This is a genomic window from Blastococcus mobilis (assembly GCF_900188025.1).
Lineage (GTDB): Bacteria > Actinomycetota > Actinomycetes > Mycobacteriales > Geodermatophilaceae > Blastococcus_B > Blastococcus_B mobilis.
The window spans coordinates 65,463-79,919 of record NZ_FZNO01000025.1 but is presented as its reverse complement, the minus strand read 5'-3'; the positions used below and the strand labels follow the sequence as shown (position 1 = coordinate 79,919).

Genomic DNA, 14,457 nt, shown 5'->3' with positions numbered 1-14,457 from the left:
CCAGCCGGGCCCACTCCACATCAGTCAGATCGTGACGATCGCGCACACACCAGGCCTACCGAACCCGCCGGTCAAGATCGGTGAGACACGCCCTAGACCGCGCGGGCGGACCGGGCCGGGACGGCCACCGCGGCGAGCGTCCCGAGCAGCTCCAGGGCGGTGTCCCGCATGTGGCCGTGGAGGTCGTGGGCGGGGTCGTAGGAGGCGAGCGTCCCGGAAACCACTGGCAGGCGCGCGGCCGGTCGCCGCCCGCCAGCAGCGCCCCACCGCCATGGCCAGCCCCTGGCCGTCGAGGAAGCCGGCGCTGTCCTCCTCGGGGGTGTTGAAGTCCCCGTGGGCGTCCAGCCCGAGCAGACCGACGCGCCGCTCGGCCGGCTGCAGCCCGGCGAGCACCCCCACCGTGGCGTTGCAGTTGCCGGCCAGCAGCAGCGGCACCTCCCCGCCGGCGCGCGCCTCCGCGACCGCCTCGGCGACGAGCCGGTGCAGCTCGAGCAACCGCACCGGCGGTGCGTCGGGCGAGGACTCGGGCACGGACGCGATCCCACCACCGGGAGCACGGGGCGGCCAGGCGACCGGAGAGGATGCGGCCATGGACACCCGGGACCTGCGGCACCTGACCACCCCGCGGCTGCGGCTGGACGCCGTCGTCCCCGACGACCTCGACGAGCAGTTCGCGCTGATGTCCGACCCCGGTGTCTGGGCGCATCTGCCGTCGGGCCGGCACACCGAGCCGATGCGGACGATGGAGGGGATCCGCGACTCGGTGGGCCACTGGGAGCGCGACGGGTTGGGCTACTGGACGGCGCGGCTGGGAATCGACCTGCCCGGGACCCCGCTGCGGGCCGGGGCCGTGGTGGGCACCGGCGGCTGCGCGCTCCGCGTGGGGACGTCGTGGTGGAACCTCTACTACCGCTTCACGCCGGCCGCCTGGGGGCTCGGACTGGCCGCCGAACTGGTGGACGCCGCGCTCGACGCCGCCCGCCTCGTCGCGCCCGAGCGGCCGGTGATCGCCTACCTGCTCGAGCACAATGTCGAATCCCGCGGCCGGGCCGAGCGCAGCGGGCTGACGCTCGTCTGGCGCGGCCCGGACGCGGGCAACCCTGATCCGGCTGCCGTCCGGCTGGTCTATGCCGATCGCCCGCTCACCGCCGATCTCCTCGCGGGCGTCACGGCGCACGCCTGAGCGCTCGATCGTGGACTGGATGTCCGGACGACAGCCGGCCGCAAGCCGGCGAACTGTGAGCTGATCGACCCGTCTGCGCCGACCCACCGCCCCGGCGCCGTGCGAGGCTCGACGGTGATGTCCGCATGACCGGGTGGGAGATGCTCGCGGTAGCGGCTGCCGGTTTCGCAGCGGGTGGGATCAACGCGGTCGTCGGCTCCGGCACCCTGGTCAGTTTTCCGGTGCTGCTGGCAGTCGGGCTGCCCCCGGTCCCGGCGACCATCAGCAACTCCCTGGGCCTGGTCGCAGGCAACCTGAGCGGCTCCATCGGCTACCGCAGGGAGCTGCGCGGTCAGCGGCGGCTGCTCCTGCGCCTGCTGCCCGCCTCGGTCCTCGGCGCGCTCACCGGCGCCTTCTTGCTCCTGCACCTGCCCGCCGCCACCTTCGAGGCGGTCGTCCCGGTGCTGATCGGGATCGCCGTCCTCCTGGTCGCGCTCCAGCCGGTGCTGCAGCGCAACCTTCCCGCCCCCGCCGGCACCGACGACGCCCCGGTCCGGGGCGGGCGGCTGGCCGCCCTCTTCGCCGGCGCGTACGCCACCGGGGCCTATGGGGGTTACTTCGCCGCCAGCCAGGGCGTGCTGCAGATCGGTATCTTCGGCCTCCTGCTGCGCGAGTCCCTGCAACGGCTGAACGCGCTCAAGAACGTCCTCACGCTGACGGTGAACGCCGTCGCCGCCGGCGCCTACGTCGTGGTGGCCACCGACCGGATCGACTGGTGGGCCGCCGGGCTGCTCGCCGTCGGCTCGCTGGTGGGCGGGGCGGTCAGCTCCCGGTACGGCCGGCGGCTGCCCTCGGCGATCCTGCGGACGGCGATCGTCGTCCTCGGGGTCGTCGCGATCGTGGTGCTGGTGGACCCGTGAGCATCTGGGAGTTCGGCTTCCTCGTCCTCGCCGGGGTCGGCTCAGGCCTGATCGGCAGCATCGCCGGGCTGGCGTCCCTGATCAGCTACCCGGCGCTGCTGGCCACCGGCATCCCCCCGGTTACCGCCAACGTCACCAACACCGCGGCGATGGTCCTCACCGGCGTGGGTTCGGTCAGTGCCTCCCGGCCCGAGCTGAAGGGCCAGGGCCGCCGGCTGATGCCGCTCGCGATCGCGGCCGTGCTGGGCGGTTCGGCCGGGGCACTGCTCCTGATGCTCACGCCCGAGGGCGGCTTCGAGCGGATCGTGCCGTGGCTGATCGGCGGGGCGTCGGTGGCCATCCTCGTCCAGCCCCCTCCGCGGCAACTCGCCATCGAGGGAGCCCGCGCCCACGCCCGGCACCCGGACCGCGACCAGTGGTGGCTGCCGATCGCGGTCTTCGTGATCTCCATCTACGGCGGCTACTTCGGCGCCGCGGCCGGCGTCCTCATGCTCGCGACCTTCCTGCTGACCACTGGCGAGGGACTCCCCCGCAGCAACGCGATGCGCAACGTCATCCTCGGCGTCGCCAACTCCGTGGCCGCCATCGGCTTCGTGATCTTCGCCTCGATCGCCTGGTCCGCGGCCCTGCCGCTGGCCATCGGGCTCCTGCTGGGGTCGATGCTCGGTCCGAGCGTCGTGCGTCGTGCCCCGCAGACGGCGCTGCGGCGGGTCATCGCCCTCGCCGGGCTCGGGCTCGCCGTCTACCTCGCGATCGAGGCCTACAGCTGACCCGAGCCGGCGCGGCACGGCTCAGCGGCTGACGTAGGCCGCCAGGAACAGGACGAACCCGCTCAGCAGCAGCAGCAGACGCGCCGGGGTCAGCCCGTTGAGCAGCCCCGCGGTGGCCTCCACGTAGGCGGGCCGCGCGACCGCATCGCGGGAGCGCTGGCGCATCATGCGTACCTCGTCGGCCAGCAGGATCCCCGCGCTGCCGAGCATGCCCAACCCCAGGACGGTGAAGACGAGCGCCAGGCGGTCCTCGAAGCTCTCCGCCGTCCCGGCGAGCAGGAGCACGGCGACCACGCCGAGGAGCAGCCCGAGCAGCCCGCCCGCGACCGGCGCCCACGGGCCCATCACCGTGATCGGGCCACGGCGCGGCATGCGGGGCGCGCGCGGGGCCGGGCGGGAGGTCACCGGTGCCGTGGCCTGCACGCCGGAACCGTGATCGCCTCCCGGCGGGGCGGTCTGCTCGGCGGCCGTCGTGCCGACCTGCTCCGTGGTCGGGGCCGGCGGGACGGAGGACGCTGCGCCGGCGTCGGCGGGCCGGACGACCGGGATCTCGGCGGTCCCGGTGCCGACGGGCGTGCTTCCCTTGCGTTCACTCATTCCTGATCACCTCGTACGCCACGCTAGGCGCAGGCACCTCGGGGAACGAGGACGCCGCCCCGACGGTTTGCTCACGCGCTGTGAGGCCACGCCGGGTACCACGCCGGGCGGATGCGCCGACCACCCGGGCGAGCCGGTCGCGGACCTCAGCAGGTGGCGAGGAGGGACTGCAGCGCCCGCGACTCCGCCGGGGTCACCGACAGCGCGTAGGTGGACTTCACCGTCACGACCACGGTCGCGTACGAGCAGCCGTACGCGGGGTCCGACGGCACCCACTCGTCGGCGGTGGAGTCGCCTTTCGAGGAGTTCTCCGAGCGCGTCGTCGCCATGAGGTTGGCCAGGTCGTTGGCGAAGACCCGCCGCTGGTCGGCGGACCACCCGGCCGCCCCCTGCACCCACGCGGCGGCGAGCGGGACGACGTGGTCGATGGGCACCTCGGCGGCATAGGACTTCGCGAACGGGACCGTCCGGCCGGTGTACGGGTCGTCCAGCACACCGGCGATCACCACGCAGCCCTGGGTCCCCTCGCGAACCTCGACCTCGGTGAGGTCCCGGTGCAGGACGTCGTTGCGCTGGTGGCAGCCGTTGCGGTCGACGTCGGACCAGGCCGGCCCGAAGACGCAGCCCTCGCCGTCCCCGCAACCGCGGTCGTACCCGTCCAGCGACGTCTTCTCGGCGACGGGGAGGGAGGCGAGGGAGGACGCCGCCGCAGCCGGGTCGAGCGTTCCTGCGGGAACGTCACCCTGCCCCACCGACGCGGTCGGCTCGGGCGGACCGGGCGGACCGGGCTCGAGCCGCCACTCGACCCCGCACCCGGTCAGCGCGAGGAGGACGGCGAGCAGGACGACGACGGCGGAGCGGGGCACTCCCGGACGCTACGAGCGACCACCCACGGTTCGGGGACCGACACCCTGGTGACGTGCTGGAGCGGCCCCGTCGCAGGGGCCCGGCGCGAGCGGAGCGAGCGTTGGGGGGCGACGGGGTCCTTCTAGTCTAGAGGCGGCGGCTGTCCTCGGCGACGATGCGCAGCCAGCGGTAGCCGTAGCCCGCCAGCGAGATCTCCGCCGCCCCCTTGTCGGAGACCGTGGTGCTGCCCGACTCGAGCAGGTCGACCAGCCGGTGCGAGGAGTCGCACCCCTCCAGCGTCAGCGGCACGATGCGCGGCTCGGGGCACAGGTTGTGCAGGGCCACCAGCACTCCGTCGTCCCACGAGCACAGGTGCGCGAGGACCTCGGGGCACGGCTGCTCGAGCACCTGGAAGCCACCCCAGCCGAGCTCGGGCGACTCCCGGTAACGGCGGATCAGCAGCTTGATGAACGAGAGCAGCGAGTCCGGATCGTTGCGCTGGTCCGCGACGTTGACGAATTCCGGCGCGAAGCCACCCGACACCACCGGCCCCGGCAGTCGGCGAGGGTCCGCGGTGGAGAAGCCGCCGTTGCGCCCGGGAGTCCACTGCATGGGCGTCCGGACGGCGAGCCGCCCCTCGGCCGCCAGCTCCTCCCCCATCCCGATCTCCTCGCCGTAGAAGAGCACCGGGGTCCCGGGCAGGGAGAACAGCAGGCTGTAGACCATGCGGACCCGCCGCGGGTCGCCGTCGAGCATCGGCGGCAACCGACGCCGCAGCCCCCGTCCGTAGACCTGCATCCGCTCCTCCGGCCCGAAGGTGGCGAAGACCTCGGCCCGCTCCTCGTCGCTGAGCTTGTCGAGGGTGAGCTCGTCGTGGTTGCGCACGAACGTGGCCCACTGCGATTCCGGGCTCAGGGTCGGCCGGCCGTTCAGTGCGGTGGTCAGCGGTCCGGCGTCGGCCCGGGCCAGCGCCAGGTAGAGCGCCTGCATGCCGATGAAGTCGAACTGCATCGTCAGCTCGTCGCCGTCCCTGCCGCCGAAGAACTCCAGCTGCTGCTCGAACGGCAGGTTCACCTCCCCGAGCAGGATCCCGCTGCCCGAGCGCCGGCCGACCAGCGAGCGCAGGTCGCGCAGGTACTCGTGCGGCTCGGGCAGGGCCCCGCCGTCGGCGCCGGCGGTCTCCAGGAAGAACGGGACGGCGTCGACGCGGAAGCCCGACAGCCCGAGCTGCAGCCAGAAACCCATGATCTTCGCGACCTCGTCCCGCACGAGCGGATTGGTGACGTTCAGGTCGGGCTGCTCCTTGTAGAACCTGTGCAGGTACCACTCCCCCGTCTTCTCCGACAGCGTCCAGATGCTGTCCTCCTGGTCCGGGAAGACGACCTGGTCGGAGGTGTCCGGCGGCTCGTCCGAGCGCCAGACGTAGAAGTCCCGGAACGGTGAGTCCTTCGACGCCTCGGCCGAGCGGAACCACGGGTGCTTGCGGGAGGTGTGGTTGACCACCAGGTCGGCGATCACCCGCATCCCGCGGTCGTTCGCCGTCCGGATGACCTCGACCAGGTCGCCGTGGGTGCCCAGGCGCGGGTCGACGCCGTAGAAGTCGGTGATGTCGTACCCGTCGTCGCGCTCGGCGGTCGGATAGAAGGGCATCAGCCACAGGCAGGTGACGCCGAGGTCGGCGAGGTGGTCGAGCCGCTGCGCGAGCCCGGCGAAGTCGCCGATGCCGTCGCCGTTCCAGTCCATGAACGTCTCGACGTCGAGGCAGTAGACGACGGCGTTCTTCCACCAGAGGTCGCTGGTGTCGGTGATCCTCACGGCGCGGGTACCGGGTCGACGTGCGGACGGCGGTTCTCGGCCGGACCCGGCGGGTCGATGGCGACCGACGGCGCGGGAGCGGTGACCCCCAGCTGCGGCAGCACGTGCTCGCCGAAGGCGTCGAGGAACGGCCGCTGCTCCTTGCCGACGTGGTGCAGGTAGACCTCGTCGAAGCCCAGGTCCAGGTACTCCTTCAGCCAGGCGGTGTGCTGCCCGAGGTCGGCCGAGACCCGCACCGCCCCGGTCACCCCCTCCGGGCTGACGTGCGCACTGGCCAGCTCGAAGGCCTCCGGGGTGTCGAGGTCCCAGCACAGCGGTGGCGGGAAGACGTTGCTGCGCCACTGGTCGTGCGCGATGGCGAGCGCGCGATCGGGATCCGGATCCCAGGAGACGTGGACCTGGAGCACCAGCTTGCCCTGACCGCCGGCGTCCCGGTAGGCCGCGATCATCTCGCGCAGCTTGTCGTGCGGCTGGTTGATGGTGACCAGCCCGTCGGCCCAGTCGGCACCGTTGCGGGCGGTGGCCACGCTGACCGCCGGGGCGATCAACGCCGGCTGCTGCTCGGGCAGGGTGTAGATCACGGCGCGGTCGACGGTGACCAGGCCGTCGTGGCTGACCTCCTCCCCCGCCAGCAGCGCCCGGATGACGTCGACGCACTCGCGCAGGCGGGCGTCCCGCACGTCCTTGCGCGGCCACTGCTGACCGGTGACGTGCTCGTTCATCGCCTCGCCGCTGCCGAGGGCCACCCAGAACCGGCCGGGGAACATCGCCCCGAGGGTGGCGATGGCCTGGGCGACGATCACCGGGTGGTAGCGCTGCCCCGGAGCGTTCACCGCGCCGAACGGCAGGGTGGTGGTCGCCATCGCGGCGCCCAGCCACGACCACGCGAAGCCGGACTCCCCCTGCCGGGGGTTCCACGGGGTGAGGTGGTCCGAGCACATCGCCGCCGTGAAGCCGACCTCCTCGGCGTGCTGCACCGCGGTGAGCAGCTGGGCGGGATGGATCTGCTCGTGGGAGTTGTGGAACCCGATCACCGGCATGGGCCATGCCTACCGGGGCCGGCAGCTCCCGGCCAGGCGAGTCCACCCCGGGACGTCACCCGCGGAGGAGCGGTTCGTACACCTCCTGGGTGCGATCCAGGATCTCCCGCAGGTCCTCCGCGCCGCGGAACTCTCCGGCGACGTACTCCTTGCCCACCTGCTCGATGACCGCCGGCTCGTCGTGCGCCGTCCGCAGCGCGTCCTCCAGCTGGGTGACGATCTCCTCCGGCAGGTCGGCCGGGCCGGCGAGGCCGAACGTGGAGCCCGAGAGGGTGAGCTCGGGGAACCCGGACTCGACGAGGGTCGGTGTGCCCGGCAGCCAGGGCAGCTGCTCCTCCGAGGACACCGCGAGCGGCCGGAACTGGCCCGCGTCGATGTTCGCCGTCACGTCCGAGGACGCGTTGATGAGCACGGCGTCGACGTTGCCGCCGAGCAGCGCCGTGGTCATCTCCGCGTTGCCGTTGAACGGCACGATGGCCACCTCGACCCCGTACTCCTCCTTCAGCCGCTGCAGCTCGATGCCCTGCGGCGTCGAGGCACCCGGCGTGCCCACCGTGATCGTCCCCGGGTTCTGCTCGGCGGCGGCGAAGAAGTCCTCCGCCGTCGCGTACGGGGAGCCGGAGCCCACGGCGAGGACGGAGGGGACCTCCGCCATCACCCCGATCGGCGTCACGTCGTCCTTCGTGTACCCGACCTCGTTGGCCAGTGGGGTGAGCACCAGGGTGCCCGCGGTGACGAGCGACAACGTGTGCCCGTCCGGCTCCGCGCCGATCAGCTCCTGCATGGCCATGGCGCCCGAGCCGCCGGCCAGGTTCTCGACCACCACCGGTTGCCCGAGCTGTTCCTCGAGCGAGGCGCCGTAGGCGCGGGCGGTGAGGTCGGTCGGGCCACCGGCCGCGTAGGGCACGAGCAGCCGGATGTCCTCGGTCGGGTAGTCCGCGGCGGACTCCTCGGTGGCCCCGCCGCCTTCGTCCGCGCAGGCGGCGAGCAGGGTCAGGACGGCGCACGCGGCGAGCGCACGAGGAGCACGGGGCATCGTTGCCTCCAGAGCGGGAGCGGGGTCGAACCGGTCAGCCGGGCGGGTCGGGACAGGACGGGCCCGTCGGGTGGAGCTCGACGACGTCATCGGCGAAGCGCAGTTCGGCACCGGTGACCGACTGCAGCTCGTCCGGGCTCAGCCCGTGCACCACCTCGCGGACCAGCAGCCCGCCGGGGCGGACGTCGAGGACTGCGAGGTCGGTGAAGATGCGGTCGACGACGCCCGCGGCGGTCAGCGGATAGGTGCAGCGGGGCAGGATCTTGGGGCGGCCGTCCCGCGTGGTGTGCGTCGTCATGACGAGCACGCGTCTGGCCCCCACCGCCAGGTCCATAGCGCCACCGACCGCGGGCGGCATCGCGGCGTCGTCGGTGGCCCAGTTCGCCAGGTCACCGGCTGCGGACACCTGGAAGGCCCCGAGCACGCTGACGTCGAGGTGACCGCCGCGCATCATGACGAAGGCGTCGGTGTGGTGGAAGAACGCGCCGCCGGGGAGCAGCGTGACCGGCTGCTTGCCGGCATTGATCAGCTCGGGGTCCTCCTGCCCGATGGCCGGCGCCGGCCCCATGCCGAGGATGCCGTTCTCGCTGTGATAGACGATCTCCTTGTCCGGCCCCACCACGTCGGCCACCAGCGTCGGCAGCCCGATGCCGAGATTGACGTACGAGCCGTCCGGGATGTCGTCGGCCACCCGGTGGGCCACGTCCGTCGCGGACAGTGGCCGGATCACGCCGCCACCCCCACCACGCGCTGGACGAAGATGCCGGGCGTGACCACGCACTCCGGGTCCAACTCACCGAGCTCGACGAACTCGCTGACCTGCGCCACGGTGAGCGCAGCCGCGGTCGCCATGGTGGGACCGAAGTTCCGGGCCGCGGTCCGGTAGACCAGGTTGCCCCAGCGGTCGGCCCGGTGCGCCTTGATCAGCGCGACGTCGGCCGGCAGCGGCTCCTCGAACACGTGCCGGCGACCGCCGATCACGCGGACCTCCTTGCCCTCCGCCAGCAGCGAGTCCGCGCCGGTAGGGGTGAAGAAGCCGCCGAGACCCGCGCCCGCGGCCCGCATTCGCTCGCTCAACGTGCCCTGAGGCACGAGCTCCAGTTCGATCTCGCCGGCACGCCAGAACTTCTCGAACCACACCGACCCGGCCGACCGTGGGTACGAGCAGATAATCTTCCGCACCCGGTGTTCACGGATGAGCGCCGCTATGTCGCTCTCACCGCTGCCGGCGTTGTTCGTCACGACGGTGAGGCCGCTGGCCCCCTGCTCCAGCAGCGCGTGCACGAGTTCGACGGGGACGCCGGAGTTGCCGAAGCCACCGACCAGCACGGTGGCGCCGTCGCGGATGTCGGCCACGGCGTCGGCGAGCGTGGCCACGCGCTTGTCGATCACGTCCGGCGACCCCCTCGCCGGTACCACCGGGGCGACGTGGACGGCGGCGGCGTGAGCGCGGCGTCCACCACGACGACGTCGGGGCCGGGCCGAGCCACGGACTCGGCGAGGACGGCGGCGAAGTCCCTCCCGAGACCGGTGACCGACCGGGCGGGCACACCGAAGGCCTCGGCCAGGGCCAGGAAGTCGGGGGTGGCCAGGTCGACCCCGCGGCTGGGCACGCCCGCATGCCGCTGGTCGTAGCGGAGCATCCCGTAACCCCCGTCGTCCACGACGACCACGGTCATCGGGAGCCGCTCCTGCGCGACCGTGGCCAGCTCGCCGCAGGCGAAGAGAAAACCACCGTCGCCGACCACCGCGACGGTCCTCCCCTGATCGGCCGATGCAGCCCCGATGGCGGCAGGGAAGGCGAAACCGAGCGTGCCCCACCCCATGGGATACGCCAGCCGCCGCGGCCCAGGTACGCGGTGGAACCCGGCGAGCCAGTACCCCGGGATGCACATGTCGACGAAGAGCGCGCCGGTCGCCGGTGCGATGCGGTCGAATGCCTCGAGCAGCGCGGCGGCCTGGGGCTCGTCCTCGTCGACCAGGGTCCGCACCTCCTCGGCGACGGTGGCCAGCCGGGACCGCAGCGCCTGCAGGTCGCCGCGCTCGGGGAGGTCCTCGAGCAGCCGGGTGAGCACGGCCCCTGCGTCCCCCACGAGGACCAGATCGGCCGGGTAGTTCTTGCCCGCGTCGGCGGCATCGACGTTCACCGCCAGCAGCGCCGGGGGCGGCGGCATGAGCCAGTTCTGCGTGGTCATGCCGTCGAGGTCGCTGCCCACGGAGATGACCAGATCGGCGTCGTCCCACAGTCGGCCGACCGGCGGGACGTGCGGCGGACCGGGGACCAGGCACGGATGGTCGGGGGGCAGCACGCCCCGACCGTTGAAGGTGGTGATCACGGGCGCGGCCAGCCGGCGCGCGACCTCGCCGAGGGCCGGGCCCGCCCCGGAGCGCAGCGCCCCGCCCCCCGCCCACAGCAGCGGCCGGCGCGCGGAGGCCAGCATGCCGAGGGCGCGCACCACGTCGGACTCGGTCACCGGGGGGACGGCCGGAGGCGGCGGCGGGGATTCCTCCGACGCCGGGGTCACCGGGGCGCTCAGGAAGTCCGTCGGCACACCCAGGTAGACAGGTCCGGTGGCGGGCTGCAGCGCCACCGAGGCGGCCCGCAGCGTGTCCGCGTGCACGTCCTGGGCGGCCGCGGACACCACGGTCGCCTTGGTCACCGGAGCGAACATCGCGGCCTGGTCACGGGTCTCGTGCAGCACCCCCCGGTACACGCCGGGACGGCGCAGGGTCGACGGGATGTCGGTGGCGACGACCAGGACCGGTGAGCCGGAGGCACCGGCCTCCCCTGTCGCGCCCAGGGTGTTGGCGGCGCCCGGGCCGGTGGTCACGACCGCGACACCCAGCCGTCCCGTGGCCCGGGCGTAGCCGTCGGCCGCGTACACCGCCGTCTGCTCGTGCCGTACGCCGACGACCCGCAGGCCACCCGACGCGGCGGCCTCCCAGACCGCGAGGTTGTGCACCCCGGGCAGACCGAAGACGGTGTCCACCCCGAGGAGTCGCAGGGCACGGACCAGCTCGTCGGCGCCGGTCGTCGTGCGCGTGACCCCGGACGCGGTGGTCTCAGTCGCCGACGACATCGCGGAAGGTCTCCTCCGTCTCGACGAACAGGTCCGCGAGGCCGTCGCTCCCGATGAACTTCTCGGGGACGTAGCGCGGGTCGAGCGCCTCGACGACTGCCTCGTCCTCCGACGCGTTGCGCAGGATCTCCTCGAGGCGCTGCACGATCTCCTCGGGCGTGCCGGCGGGGGCGAGGACGCCGAACGTCGTGGTGCTCTGCACCAGCTCGGGATAGCCCAGTTCGACGAGGGTGGGCGCGTCGACGTAGGGCAGCGGCTCGCGGCTGCCCACGGCCAGCACCCGCAGGTCTCCGGACTCGATGGCCGGCAGCGCGTCCTGTGACAGGTTGATGAAGCCGGCCGAGACGTTGCCGCCGAGGAGCGCCGTCTGCACCTGTGTGGCTCCCTCGAAAGGCACCACGGTCAGTGGCACGTCGTAGAGCTGGGTGATCCGGCGAGTCTCGGCAGCGTGCGTGTTGGTGGCTCCCGGGGTACCGACGCTGATCGCCTGCGGGTCCTGACGAGCGGCCGCGAAGAGCGACTCCAGGTCCTGGTGCGGTGAGCCGGCCGGCACCACGATGCCCGAGGGCACCTGCGTCACCACGCCCACCGGTGCGAAGTCCTCCCGCGTGTAACCGACGTCGTTGGCCAGGTAGTTGAGCACCGCCGTGGGCAGGGCCGTCATCGACAGGGTGTGGCCGTCGGGCTCCGAGGAGATGAGCTCCACGTAGCTGTTCGCGCCCGAGGCACCCGGCAGGTTCTCGACCACCACCGGCCGGCCGAGCTCGGACTCCATGTACCGGCCCAGGGCCCGCGCCGCGATGTCGGTCGGCCCGCCGGCCGAGTACGGCACGAGGAGCCGGACGTCCTCCGACGGGTACTCCGCCGCGTCCTCGGAGCCGGCCTGGGAGGCGCAGCCCGCGAGGGCCGAGCACAGGAGGAGCAGGGCGCTGAGCGCACGCGTCGATCTCATCGTCGTCCCTCGTTCGGCGGTGGGGTGGGGACGCCGGAGTCTCCGCCCCCGCGCGGGGCCTCCGCGCCCGGATCGCCCTCGGCGGGGCGGTGCGCAGCGAGCGGGGCGACCTTCGGGGTGCCGCCGTCGCGGCCCGAGTCGCCGTCTGAGTCATCGCCCCCCGCGGCCCGCTCCTGCTCCGCGTCGACGTCATCCGTGTCCTCGTCCTCCGGCTCCACGTGCTCGAAGACGGCACGGCGACGCCGGGCGGCGAGGAAGCTGATCACGATCACCATGGCCATGACGGCGAGCAGACCGCCGGACAGGGGCCGGGTGACGAAGATGTCGAGACTCCCCCCGGACAGGAGCATCGACTGCCGGAAGGCGCGTTCCATGATCGATCCGAGCACGAACGCCAGCACCAGCGGCCCGGGCTCGAAGCCGGTCTTCTTCATCAGCCAGCCGATGACACCGAACACCAGCACGACCCACATGTCGAAGATGTCGTTGTTGACCGAGAAGACGCCGGCCATGGTCACCACGAGCGCGAAGGCCGCGAGGATGCCGGCCCGGACGCGCAGGAGCTGGACGAACACGCCGACGAGCGGGATGTTCAGCGCGAGCAGCATCAGGTTGCCGATGAGCATCGAGGCGATGACGCCCCAGAACACCTCCGGCTCCTCCGTGATGAGCTGCGGCCCCGGCGTGATGCCCTGCACCAGGAGCGCACCGAAGATCAGCGCGAGCACCACGTTGGCCGGGATGCCGAGGGTGAGCAGCGGGATGAAGGCGGAGGTGGACGACGCGTTGTTCGCCGTCTCGGGGCCCGCGACCCCCTGGATGGCCCCCTTGCCGAAGCGGCTCGGGTCCTTCGCCCGGCGCTTCTCGAGCGCATAGGAGGCGAGGGAGGAGATCACGCCGCCGCCGCCGGGAAGCACACCGATGACGAACCCGAGCACCGAGCCGCGGCCAATGGCACCGGCCGAGTCGCGGAAGTCCTGCCGGGTCGGCCAGATGTGCTTGATCTTCTGCGTGACGGCGTGGACCTTCTCGGTCCGCTCCAGGCTGTGCAGGATCTCCCCCACGCCGAACAGGCCCATCGCCACCGCGACGAAGTCGACGCCGTCGAACAGCGACACCTGCCCGAAGGTGAAGCGCGTCGTGCCGGTGATGGGGTCCTGGCCCACGGTGGCCAGCAGGAGGCCGAGCGCGGCCATGGACAGACTCTTCAGCGGAGAGCCGCTGCCGAGGTAGGTCACCATCAGGATGCCGAGCGCGGTGAGCGCCACGTACTCCGGCGGCCCGAACGAGACCGCCAGGTCCGCCAGCGGCGGGGCCAGCAGGATCAGGCCGACGACGGCGAGGACTCCGCCGATGAAGGACCCGACGGCGGCGATGCCCAGGGCCGGCCCTGCCCGGCCATGTTTGGCCATCTGGTAGCCGTCGAAGGTCGTCACCACCGAGGCGGCTTCTCCGGGAAGGCGGAGGAGGACCGACGTGATCGTGCCGCCGTACATGGACCCGTAGTAGATGCCGGCGAGCAGGATCACCGCGGTCGCCGGTTCGATCGTGTAGGTCAGCGGCAGCAGGAGGGCGATCGTGGCGGTCGGCCCCAGACCGGGGAGCACGCCGATGACCGTGCCGATGAGCACGCCGATGAAGACGTAGAGCAGGTTGGTCGGTTGGAGGGCGACCGCCAGCCCTTGGCCGACCCCGTCGAGGATCCCCACCTCAGCCCCCGAGCAGCTGGTCGACCGGCCCCGCGGGGAACGGCACGCCGAGGGCGACGACGAAGATCAGGTGCAGGGCGATCGCCCCGGCCACGCCGAGCACCAGCGCCATCCGCCAGCTCTCGCCGCCGAAGAAGCGCAGCCACGCCGTGAGCATGAGGAGGGTCGGCACGACGAAACCGAGCGTCTGGAACAGCACGATGAACAGGGCCAGGCCGACGAGCCCGGCGACGATGCGTGCGGTGCCCGCCGTCCACGGCTCGTAATCCTCTGCCGGGTCGACGACCAGCAGGACCGCGGCCGTGGCGGTCAGCAGTCCGGCGACGATGAACGGCCACAGGCCCGGGCCTGGGGCGGTCAGCTCGCCCAGGCCCATGTCCCTGGCCTGGCTCAGGGCCGCGATGCCCACGACCAGGAGCACGACCGGAGCGAGCCGACGCAGCAGCACGGCACGGAGCGGCGAGGTCGACCGGCGTCGTCCGGCCGCCGTCTCGGCGGATGATGAGGGCGTCATGGACACCTCGGGTCGG

15 protein-coding genes are annotated in these 14,457 nt (G+C 72.6%); 3 read left to right on the top strand and 12 right to left on the bottom strand.

The genetic code is table 11. The features are described 5' to 3' along the window. Window positions 1-24: 24 nt before the first annotated feature. On the bottom strand, window positions 25-531 hold the full coding sequence (locus CHB94_RS19480) for an arginase family protein (protein ID WP_176445651.1): 507 nt from the start codon (window positions 529-531) through the stop codon (window positions 25-27). A gap of 58 nt (window positions 532-589) precedes the next feature. On the opposite strand from CHB94_RS19480, the gene CHB94_RS19475 reads away from it, so the two are divergent. The 3 genes from CHB94_RS19475 (at window position 590) to CHB94_RS19465 (ending at window position 2,852) form a co-directional block, all read left to right on the top strand. Continuing rightward, window positions 590-1,183: a GNAT family N-acetyltransferase gene (locus CHB94_RS19475; RefSeq protein WP_089338215.1), complete on the top strand. Its 594-nt coding sequence runs from the start codon at window positions 590-592 to the stop codon at window positions 1,181-1,183. Between the two features lie 125 nt (window positions 1,184-1,308). Beyond that, window positions 1,309-2,082, top strand: coding sequence for a sulfite exporter TauE/SafE family protein (locus tag CHB94_RS19470; RefSeq protein ID WP_089338214.1), 774 nt, complete (start codon window positions 1,309-1,311; stop codon window positions 2,080-2,082). Continuing rightward, on the top strand, window positions 2,079-2,852 hold the full coding sequence (locus CHB94_RS19465) for a sulfite exporter TauE/SafE family protein (protein ID WP_089338213.1): 774 nt from the start codon (window positions 2,079-2,081) through the stop codon (window positions 2,850-2,852). The genes CHB94_RS19470 and CHB94_RS19465 overlap by 4 nt, the downstream gene beginning before the upstream one ends. 21 nt (window positions 2,853-2,873) lie before the next feature. Here CHB94_RS19465 and CHB94_RS19460 read toward each other — a convergent pair whose 3' ends face one another. The 11 genes from CHB94_RS19460 to CHB94_RS19410 form a co-directional block, all read right to left on the bottom strand. Then, window positions 2,874-3,449, bottom strand: a complete 576-nt coding sequence (locus CHB94_RS19460; RefSeq protein WP_089338212.1) for a hypothetical protein — start codon at window positions 3,447-3,449, stop codon at window positions 2,874-2,876. 146 nt (window positions 3,450-3,595) lie between these two features. Beyond that, window positions 3,596-4,315: an HNH endonuclease family protein gene (locus CHB94_RS19455; RefSeq protein WP_217899387.1), complete on the bottom strand. Its 720-nt coding sequence runs from the start codon at window positions 4,313-4,315 to the stop codon at window positions 3,596-3,598. Window positions 4,316-4,442: 127 nt separating this feature from the next. Continuing rightward, window positions 4,443-6,110 carry an alpha-amylase family protein gene (locus CHB94_RS19450; RefSeq protein WP_089338211.1) on the bottom strand — a complete coding sequence of 556 codons (1,668 nt, stop codon included), beginning with the start codon at window positions 6,108-6,110 and terminating at the stop codon, window positions 4,443-4,445. Beyond that, window positions 6,107-7,150 (bottom strand): TIGR03885 family FMN-dependent LLM class oxidoreductase, encoded by a 1,044-nt coding sequence (locus tag CHB94_RS19445; RefSeq protein ID WP_089338210.1) that lies wholly within the window; start codon window positions 7,148-7,150, stop codon window positions 6,107-6,109. The genes CHB94_RS19450 and CHB94_RS19445 overlap by 4 nt, the downstream gene beginning before the upstream one ends. Window positions 7,151-7,205: 55 nt before the next feature. Next, the gene (locus tag CHB94_RS19440) at window positions 7,206-8,186 is read right to left on the bottom strand and encodes a Bug family tripartite tricarboxylate transporter substrate binding protein (RefSeq protein ID WP_089338209.1); all 981 of its coding nucleotides are present in this window, start codon (window positions 8,184-8,186) and stop codon (window positions 7,206-7,208) included. 34 nt (window positions 8,187-8,220) lie between these two features. Beyond that, window positions 8,221-8,916 carry a 3-oxoacid CoA-transferase subunit B gene (locus tag CHB94_RS19435; RefSeq protein WP_089338208.1) on the bottom strand — a complete coding sequence of 232 codons (696 nt, stop codon included), beginning with the start codon at window positions 8,914-8,916 and terminating at the stop codon, window positions 8,221-8,223. After that, window positions 8,913-9,578, bottom strand: a complete 666-nt coding sequence (locus tag CHB94_RS19430; protein ID WP_089338207.1) for a 3-oxoacid CoA-transferase subunit A — start codon at window positions 9,576-9,578, stop codon at window positions 8,913-8,915. Before CHB94_RS19430 ends, CHB94_RS19435 begins: the two co-directional genes overlap by 4 nt. After that, complete coding sequence (locus tag CHB94_RS19425; RefSeq protein WP_089338206.1) at window positions 9,575-11,266, bottom strand: thiamine pyrophosphate-binding protein; 1,692 nt, start codon at window positions 11,264-11,266, stop codon at window positions 9,575-9,577. Before CHB94_RS19425 ends, CHB94_RS19430 begins: the two co-directional genes overlap by 4 nt. Next, window positions 11,250-12,218, bottom strand: coding sequence for a tripartite tricarboxylate transporter substrate binding protein (locus CHB94_RS19420; protein WP_089338205.1), 969 nt, complete (start codon window positions 12,216-12,218; stop codon window positions 11,250-11,252). The genes CHB94_RS19425 and CHB94_RS19420 overlap by 17 nt, the downstream gene beginning before the upstream one ends. Beyond that, window positions 12,215-13,927 (bottom strand): tripartite tricarboxylate transporter permease, encoded by a 1,713-nt coding sequence (locus tag CHB94_RS19415; protein WP_089338204.1) that lies wholly within the window; start codon window positions 13,925-13,927, stop codon window positions 12,215-12,217. The genes CHB94_RS19420 and CHB94_RS19415 overlap by 4 nt, the downstream gene beginning before the upstream one ends. A 1-nt stretch (window position 13,928) precedes the next feature. Next, window positions 13,929-14,441, bottom strand: coding sequence for a tripartite tricarboxylate transporter TctB family protein (locus CHB94_RS19410; protein WP_089338203.1), 513 nt, complete (start codon window positions 14,439-14,441; stop codon window positions 13,929-13,931). Window positions 14,442-14,457: the final 16 nt, after the last annotated feature.

Coding starts and splice junctions, on each gene's coding strand:
- CHB94_RS19420 (WP_089338205.1), bottom strand. CDS start 12,218: ATGAGATCGACGCGTGCGCTCAGCGCCCTGCTCCTCCTGTGCTCGGCC.
- CHB94_RS19460 (WP_089338212.1), bottom strand. CDS start 3,449: ATGAGTGAACGCAAGGGAAGCACGCCCGTCGGCACCGGGACCGCCGAG.
- CHB94_RS19410 (WP_089338203.1), bottom strand. CDS start 14,441: ATGACGCCCTCATCATCCGCCGAGACGGCGGCCGGACGACGCCGGTCG.
- CHB94_RS19425 (WP_089338206.1), bottom strand. CDS start 11,266: ATGTCGTCGGCGACTGAGACCACCGCGTCCGGGGTCACGCGCACGACG.
- CHB94_RS19445 (WP_089338210.1), bottom strand. CDS start 7,150: ATGCCGGTGATCGGGTTCCACAACTCCCACGAGCAGATCCATCCCGCC.
- CHB94_RS19470 (WP_089338214.1), top strand. CDS start 1,309: ATGACCGGGTGGGAGATGCTCGCGGTAGCGGCTGCCGGTTTCGCAGCG.
- CHB94_RS19475 (WP_089338215.1), top strand. CDS start 590: ATGGACACCCGGGACCTGCGGCACCTGACCACCCCGCGGCTGCGGCTG.
- CHB94_RS19440 (WP_089338209.1), bottom strand. CDS start 8,186: ATGCCCCGTGCTCCTCGTGCGCTCGCCGCGTGCGCCGTCCTGACCCTG.